This is a genomic window from Geodermatophilus sp. SYSU D00696 (assembly GCF_054050235.1).
Map to the genome: position 1 here is coordinate 1 of NZ_JBJGYY010000070.1, position 7,804 is coordinate 7,804.

The following is a 7,804-nucleotide window of genomic DNA, read 5'->3' on the forward strand; positions in this document are numbered from 1 at the left end:
GAGGCCCCCCCCCCCCCGCGGCGGGGCCCCCCCGGGCGCGGGGGGGGCCGGGGGGCGGCGCGGCCGGCCCCCCCCCGGGACGGGTGCGCCCCTGGGGGCGCGCAGGTGCGCTCGGGTCAGGACGAGCCCTGGCCCGAGGCGGTGGAGCCGCCGGGACGGCCCGGGTCGGTGGCCGGCGGGGCGACCGGCAGGCCGTGCTGCGGGCCGGGCTGGCCGTAGGAGGAGCCGTGGGGCCCCGGCTGGCCGTACTGCGGAGCCGGCTGGCCGTGGGGCTGGGTCGGCTGCGACTGGTCCCAGGGCTGCCCCGGCCGGCCGTGCTGCGGGCCGTGGGCGCCGGGGCCGGCCGACGGCCCCGGAGACGCCGACCGCCCGTAGTCGGGGGCCTGCTGGTTCGCCCACTGCGCCGCACCGGCGAGACCGCCGGTCAGGGCCGGCTCGTTCCTCAGCTCGGGCAGGAGCCGGAGGACGGCGAACGCGGCGACGGCCGCGCTGACGAGGAGCGCGAGCAGGCCGACGAGGCTGAACTCCCACGAGAAGGTCTGGATCCAGGCGATCAGCGTGAGCAGGAGCGCCAGGCCCGTCAGCCCCACGGTGACCCAGCTGCGCGGGAAGCCCAGGCGCAGGTCGGTGAACGCCGGCAGGACCGCCCAGACGGTCGCGGCGAGGAGGAGGACGAAGGCGAACGGGACCAGCCCGCTGAACGAGAACCCGTTCACGTCGTAGTCGTCGCCGAAGTAGTACCCGTCGAGGTCCACCCACGGCAGGATCGCGAGGACGAGGTAGGCCAGCGTCCCGGCCGCGATGGCGTGGTCGGCGACCTTCAGGCGCTTGAGGTCGAACCCGGCCCCGGCCGGACGCGGCGCCGGACCCTGGTGCGCCCCGAACGGCGGCTGGCCGTGGGGCGGCGGCGGGCCCTGCGGGGCGCCGTAGGGCGGCTGCCCGTACGGCGGGGCCTGCCCGTAGGACGGCGGCTGGCCGTAGGACGGCGGCTGGCTGAAGGGCGGCTGCCCGTACGGCGCGGGCTGCCCGTACGGCAGGGCCGGAGGACCCGGCTGCGGCTGGCCGTAGGGGGCCTGCTGTCCGTACGCGGGCTGGCCGTACGGCGGGTGGTCCTGGGGTGTGCCGTACGGCGGGGGCTGCTGCCCGTACCCCGGCTGACCGCCCGGCCCCGGCTGCCCGGGCTCCCCGGGCTGCTGGGGCGGCTGGCTGGACGTCATCGCTCGGCTCTCCTCGGCACGTCGGTACGGCGTCGCGGATGCTCTCCCCCGCGCTCTCCAGCCTGCAACCTCGCCACGCGCCGCCCGGTCCCCCGGGGTGAGATCGTGACCGCGTCGCAACCGGCGCGGCCACCGTCGGACGGCCGGCGTTCAGGCGGGCGCGGCGATCGCCTCCACCTCGACCAGCTGGCCGGGGTAGCCGAGCACGGCCACGCCGAGCAGCGTGCTGGGCGGGTCGTGGTCGCCGAACGCTCCCCGGACGACGTCCCAGGCGGCGACCAGGTCCTCCCGGCGGGTGGTGGCCACGTAGACGGTCGTGCGGACGACGTCGCCGAGGTCGGCTCCGGCCGCCCGCAGCGCCGCGCGCAGGTTGGCCATCACCTGCTCGGCCTGCCCCGCGACGTCGCCCGCCGCCACGGTGGCGCCGTCGGCGTCCAGCGGGCAGGCACCGGCGGTGAGCACCAGCGTGCCGCCCGGCACGACGGCCGCGTAGGCGTACGGGGCGCCCGCCAGGTCCGGCGTGCGGACCAGGCGGGCGCCCCCCGGCTGGCTCACGCCGACCGGGAGCCGACGATCTCCCGCATCAGGCGGGCGGTCTCCGACGGCGTCTTGCCGACCCTGACCCCGGCGGCCTCGAGGGCCTCCTTCTTGGCCTGGGCGGTGCCGGCCGAGCCGGACACGATCGCGCCGGCGTGGCCCATCGTCTTGCCCTCGGGAGCGGTGAACCCGGCGACGTAGCCGACCACGGGCTTGGTGACGTTGGCCTTGATGAAGTCCGCGGCGCGCTCCTCGGCGTCGCCGCCGATCTCGCCGATCATCACGATCGCCTCGGTCTCCGGGTCGTCCTGGAAGGCCTGCAGGCAGTCGATGTGCGTGGTGCCGATGACCGGGTCGCCGCCGATGCCGACGCAGGTGGAGAACCCGATGTCACGCAGCTCGTACATCATCTGGTAGGTCAGCGTGCCCGACTTGCTGACCAGGCCGATCCGGCCCTGCTTGGTGATGTTGGCCGGGATGATGCCGGCATTCGACCGTCCGGGGCTGATCAGGCCGGGGCAGTTCGGGCCGATGATGCGGGTCGAGCCGCCCTGGGCGTGCGCCCAGAAGGACGTCGAGTCGTGCACCGGGATGCCCTCGGTGATGACCACGGCGAGCCCGATCTGGGCGTCGACCGCCTCGATGACGGCGGCCTTCGCGCCGGCAGGAGGGACGAAGACGACGGTGACGTCGGCGCCGGTCTCCTTGACCGCCTCGGCGACGCTGCCGAACACCGGCACGCTCGCGCCGTCGAAGTCGACGCTCTGGCCGGCCTTCTTCGGGTTGACGCCGCCGACGATCGCGGTGCCGGAGGCGAGCATGCGCTGGGTGTGCTTGCGCCCCTCCGAGCCGGTCATGCCCTGGACGATGACCTTGCTGTTCTCGTTGAGGAAGATCGACATCTCTGCAGTCCTTGTCTGGGGCCGGATCAGGCGGCGAGCTCGGCGGCCCGGCGCGCGGCGCCGTCCATCGTGTCCACCAGGGTGACCAGCGGGTGGTTGGCCTCGGCGAGGATCCGCCGGCCCTCCTCGACGTTGTTGCCGTCGAGCCGGACGACGAGCGGCTTGGTCGCCTCGTCACCGAGCAGCTCGAGGGCGTGCACGATGCCGTTGGCCACCGCGTCGCACGCGGTGATGCCCCCGAAGACGTTGACGAAGACGCTCTTCACGGCCGGGTCGGACAGGATGATGTGCAGCCCGTTGGCCATGACCTCGGCCGAGGCGCCGCCACCGATGTCGAGGAAGTTGGCCGGCTTGACGCCGCCGAACTCCTCGCCGGCGTAGGCGACGACGTCGAGGGTGCTCATGACCAGCCCGGCACCGTTGCCGATGATGCCGACCTCGCCCTCGAGCTTGACGTAGTTGAGGTCCTTCTCCTTGGCCGCGGCCTCGAGCGGGTCGGCCGCGGCGGTGTCCTCCAGGGCCTCGTGCTCCGCGTGCCGGAAGCGGGCGTTCTCGTCGAGGCTCACCTTCGCGTCGAGCGCGAGGACGAGGCCGTCGGGGGCCTTGGCCAGCGGGTTGACCTCGACCAGGGTGGCGTCCTCCGTGCTGAAGACCTCCCACAGCTGGACGGCGATGGCGATCACCTGGTCGCGCACCTCGGGGGCGAACCCGGCGGCGTCGACGATCTCGGCGGCCTTGGCGGCGTCCACGCCGACCGTGGCGTCGACCGGGATGCGGGCCAGGGCCTCGGGGCGCTCGACGGCGAGCTGCTCGATCTCCATGCCGCCCTCGACGCTGGCCATCGCCAGGAAGGTGCGGTTGGCGCGGTCGAGGAGGTAGGAGAAGTAGTACTCCTCGGCGATGTCGCTGGCCTGGGCCACCATCACGCGGTGGGTGACGTGCCCCTTGATGTCCAGACCGAGGATGTCCTGGGCGCGGGCCCGGGCCTCGTCGGCGTCGTCGGCGAGCTTGACGCCGCCGGCCTTGCCGCGGCCGCCGGTCTTCACCTGCGCCTTGACGACGACGCGGGTACCGATCTCCCGCGCGATCGCCTCGGCCTGGTCGGGTGTCTCGGCCACGCCGCCGGGCAGCACGGGCACGCCGTGCGCGGCCAGCAGGTCACGCGCCTGGTACTCGAAGAGATCCACGGACAGGCACCGTAGACCCCGCGCCGGAGGCCTGCCGCACCGGCGGTGGAGGCGGTGGGACGGGTCACAGGCGGGGCCGTCGGGCGGCTCCCGGGACCGGTGTCGGTGCCCCCGACGACGCCGCTGGTCAGAGGGTGCCGGTGCGGCGCAGCGCCGCGACCACGTCGCCGGGCGGGGTGCCGTCGGGGAAGCGCAGCACGCCGACGGGCAGCCCGTCCGCGTCCCCGAGGACGAAGGCGGTGACGTCGTCGGCGCCCGCAGCGGCCAGCCGGTCGAGCAGCGCAGCCGGGAGTCCGGGCGGGGGGCCGGCGACCCCGACGGCGTCGGCGTCCTCCTGGACGACGGTCGCGGCCAGCCGGTCGGCCGCCGTCGCCCCGGTGAGCACCACCTCCGCGCCGGCGTCGCGCAGGGCGCGCGCCAGGGCGAGCGCCCGCGGGTCGTCGGAGCCGCCGGGCCCCGCGACGACGACCCGCAGCCGCTCGCCGTCGGTCACGCGGCGCGGCCCCGGCGCAGCCGCCAGGCCAGGACGGTGAGCAGCGCGTAGGCCAGGCCGGCGGCCAGCAGCCCGGCGCCGGGGACGGTCCACTCCAGCTCGTCGGACGCGGCGGCGTCGCGCAGGCCCGACAGGCCCGCGGCGAGCACGGTCGCGGCGACGGCCAGGAACCCGCCGACGGCGCCGAGTCGCGGCCGCAGCGACGGCGCCAGCACCGATCCCAGGACGACGGCGCCGGCGAGCAGCAGGCCCCCGAGCAGGGCCAGGCCCGGTCGCTCGAGCAGCGCCTGCGGCCCCTGCTGCTCGACGACGACCTCCAGGCCCGTGGCCGGGTCGTCGACGAGGCGGTCGGGGACGTCGGCGGCCGGCAGGGCCAGGCAGAGGACGGTGAGGACGCCGAGCACCACGGCCGCGCCGGCCAGCCCCGGCCGGGCGGGGTCGAGGGAGCCGCGGTCCTCCATGACCGTGCGACCCCAGGTCGCGGCGGCGCAGGCACCGGCGAGCACGGTCAGGCCGAGCGCCGCGAGCGCCAGCCACCAGCCCGGGCCGGCGTCCACGGAGCTGGTCAGCACCCGCTCGCCGGCGAGCACCTCGATGCCGGGCCGCACCGTGGACGAGCTGCCCCGGTACACCTCGATGAACAGCGCACCGAGCGCCAGCGCGCCGCCGACGCCGGCGTAGGCCAGCCCCAGCCGCGGCACCCGGCCGGCGGCCAGCCCCGTGCCGACGGCGACCGAGGTGACCGGGACGACCAGGCCGGCCAGCACCCCGCCGATCCCGCCGCCGAGGGTCAGGTCGCGGCCGCCGACGACCAGGTAGGTGGGGAACAGCGCGGCCAGACCGGCGAGGCCGGCGAGCACCAGGAGGACGCCGGCGACCCGGGCGGCGGGCGGGACGTCCCCGACGACGAGACCGTCGCCGGGGACGGCGGGCCCGGAGACCGCGGCACGGCTCGCGGCGGCCGGGACGCGGCGGTCGGCGGCGCCGCGGCCGCCCGCGCCGCGCCGGTCGGGCCGGGCCGCGGAGGCGGGGCGCCGGTCGCTCCCCGCCACGGCAGCGGAGCGCCGGGCGGTCACGCCGCGCGCCCGGTCGTCACGGGTGGTGCGCTCCGGGCCGGCCACGGGTCCCCCTTCGTCGTCGAGCAGTGTGGAGGGCGTCTTCGTCGAGATGTGTCACAGATCGGCCTCGATCTCGTCGAGACGCGGGATCCGGTCGTGTGACCGCTGCCACACGGGGGCATTACCGTCCTGTGAACGGAGCACAGCGGTGTGCTCCGGCCGCCGACGGGACCCCGACCCGTTCCGGGCCGACGAACGGGAAGGGCACGTCCATGCACTCGACCGCCGGCCCGGGGTCTCGTCCAGAGTCGCACACCCCCGAGGCCCTCCCCGGGACGCCACGGGACGTGCTGCGGGCCCTCGCGACACCGACGACGGTCGCCGGCGGACTGACCGAACTGGCGTGGGTCGGCGCGCACGTGCTCATGTACCCGCTCGGCACGTGGACCGAGGTGCTGCGGCCCGACGAGCGCTGCCGCCCCGGCGAGCAGCCCCCCGCCGTCCGGGCGCTGTTCGCCGCCGATCCCCTGGCCGCACGCATCCCCGTCCTCCTCGTCCACGGCCTGGTCGACAACCGCTCGGTGTTCGCGCTCATGCGCCGCGGCCTGCGCCGCCGGGGCTTCGCGCAGGTGTGCACCTGGAACTACAGCCCGCTGCTCGGTGACGTCGCGCAGGGCGCCCGCGACCTCGGCGAGCACGTCGAGCGGATCTGCGCGCAGACGGGGCACGAGCGCGTGCACGTCGTCGGCCACAGCCTCGGCGGGCTCATCGCCCGGCACTACGTGCAGCTGCAGGCCGGCGGTCGCCGGGTCGAGTCGCTGGTGACGCTGGGCACGCCGCACGGCGGCTCCGTGCTCGCCCACCTGCTGCCCACGCCGATGGTCCGCCAGCTGCGGCAGGGGTCGGCGGTGCTGCAGGAGCTCGCCGCACCGGCCCCGGACTGGGACACCCGGATGACCGCCGTCTACAGCGACCTCGACCAGCTGGTCATCCCCACCCGCAACGGCCGGTGCGACCACCCCGACCTGCGGGCGCGCAACGTGCTCGTCCGCGGCCTGGGGCACATGTCGCTGCCCTTCCACCGCGGCGTCGTCGACGAGGTGGCGGCCACGCTCGCCGGGTTGCGCACGGCGGCACCCGAGTCGCCGGCGGCGGCCGCCGTCGCCTGAGCCCGCCCGGCCGGTCACGGTTCGGAGACATGACGACACGCGACGTGGCTTCCCCGGCAACGACCTGACGGAACGTTACGGTCCGATCACGGTGCCGGTACATACCGGCGGGCGCCTCCCGGGCGCCTCCACCGCCGTCGCTCCTCCGACGGGCCGCCGCACCCCGCGGTCCCCGGGAGCGTGGACGAAGGGGAACTGGGTGACCGCGCTCGTGGACTCCGCGGCCGGCCGTGCGTCGGCCGAGCCGGAGGCGACCGGTCGCATCCCCGGCCTCCGCCCGGTGGCCCCGGTGCCCCCCGCCGCCGTCCTGCCCGCCCGGACCACCCGGCGCGCCGCCGCGGCTCCGGCCGCCCCGGCGGCCGACGTCGCGACCGACGCCGTCCCCGCCCCCGCGGACACCGGGACCCGTCCCGCCGCCCGCCGCTCCGTGCGCCGCCCGCCCGGCCGGCGCGGCGCGCTGTGGCTGGCCGCGCTGGTGGCCGGCGCGCTCGTCGCCGCCGTCCCGGGGTTCACCGGCAGCCCGGCCGGCTCCGGCACGGCCACCGCCGCCGACTACGGGCTCGGCGCCGCCGACATCGGCTTCACCGGGGACATCGACGACGCCGGCGTCCGGCTCGGCATCACCCAGGCCGAGGCCGCCGTCCGGCTCTCCGAGCTCGCCGCCTCGCGCGCGGCCCGCGAGCCGGAGACGGTGCTGCCGGCGATGGGCCGGATGACCACCTGCTTCTGCATGCGCTGGGGCTCCATGCACTACGGCATCGACCTGGCCAACGCCCTCGGGACGCCGATCTACTCGGCCACCGACGGCGTGGTCCTGCGCGCGGGCCGCGCCTCCGGCTACGGCAACGCCGTCTACATCCAGGACCCCGAGGGCAACGTGCACGTCTACGGGCACATGCGCTACTACGACGTCCGGGCCGGCGACATCGTGCACGCGGGCGACCAGATCGCGAAGATCGGCAACGAGGGCCAGTCGACCGGCCCCCACCTGCACTACCAGATCCACCGCGGTGGCATCAGCGGCCGGCCGATCGACCCCGAGGAGTTCCTGGCCGAGCGCGGCGTCACGATCTGACCCGCAGTGCGCGCGCTCCTCGGGGGGGGGGGGGGGGGGGGGGGGGGGGGGGGGGGGGGGGGGGGGCGCCGCGCCCCCCCCCCCCCCCCCCCCCCCCCACCCCCCCCCCCACGCCCCCGCCCGCCCCCGCCCCCCCCCCCGCCGCCCGCGCCCCCCCGCCCCCCCC

General features: G+C 76.8%; 8 protein-coding genes. 2 read left to right on the forward strand and 6 right to left on the reverse strand.

Annotated elements, in window-relative coordinates:
* Positions 1–116: 116 nt before the first annotated feature.
* The 6 genes from ACI79O_RS23910 to ACI79O_RS23935 all read right to left on the reverse strand — a co-directional run bounded on the left by ACI79O_RS23910 (position 117) and on the right by ACI79O_RS23935 (position 5,457).
* Positions 117–1,217, reverse strand: a complete 1,101-nt coding sequence (locus ACI79O_RS23910) for a hypothetical protein (protein WP_456915365.1) — start codon at positions 1,215–1,217, stop codon at positions 117–119.
* A 150-nt stretch (positions 1,218–1,367) separates the two neighbouring features.
* On the reverse strand, positions 1,368–1,772 hold the full coding sequence (locus ACI79O_RS23915) for a RidA family protein (protein ID WP_456893059.1): 405 nt from the start codon (positions 1,770–1,772) through the stop codon (positions 1,368–1,370).
* Entirely contained in the window at positions 1,769–2,656 is an 888-nt protein-coding gene (gene sucD, locus ACI79O_RS23920) for a succinate--CoA ligase subunit alpha (RefSeq protein WP_456915366.1), read from the reverse strand. The genes ACI79O_RS23915 and sucD overlap by 4 nt, the downstream gene beginning before the upstream one ends.
* A gap of 26 nt (positions 2,657–2,682) precedes the next feature.
* Positions 2,683–3,843 (reverse strand): ADP-forming succinate--CoA ligase subunit beta, encoded by a 1,161-nt coding sequence (gene sucC / locus ACI79O_RS23925; protein ID WP_456893063.1) that lies wholly within the window; start codon positions 3,841–3,843, stop codon positions 2,683–2,685.
* A 127-nt stretch (positions 3,844–3,970) separates the two neighbouring features.
* Positions 3,971–4,336 (reverse strand): hypothetical protein, encoded by a 366-nt coding sequence (locus ACI79O_RS23930; RefSeq protein WP_456915367.1) that lies wholly within the window; start codon positions 4,334–4,336, stop codon positions 3,971–3,973.
* Positions 4,333–5,457, reverse strand: a complete 1,125-nt coding sequence (locus tag ACI79O_RS23935) for a hypothetical protein (protein ID WP_456893067.1) — start codon at positions 5,455–5,457, stop codon at positions 4,333–4,335. Before ACI79O_RS23935 ends, ACI79O_RS23930 begins: the two co-directional genes overlap by 4 nt.
* A gap of 284 nt (positions 5,458–5,741) precedes the next feature.
* Here ACI79O_RS23935 and ACI79O_RS23940 point away from each other — a divergent pair, with 284 nt between their 5' ends.
* Entirely contained in the window at positions 5,742–6,563 is an 822-nt protein-coding gene (locus tag ACI79O_RS23940) for a lipase family alpha/beta hydrolase (protein ID WP_456915368.1), read from the forward strand.
* Between the two features lie 199 nt (positions 6,564–6,762).
* Positions 6,763–7,638 carry a M23 family metallopeptidase gene (locus ACI79O_RS23945; protein ID WP_456915369.1) on the forward strand — a complete coding sequence of 292 codons (876 nt, stop codon included), beginning with the start codon at positions 6,763–6,765 and terminating at the stop codon, positions 7,636–7,638.
* Positions 7,639–7,804 lie beyond the last annotated feature (166 nt).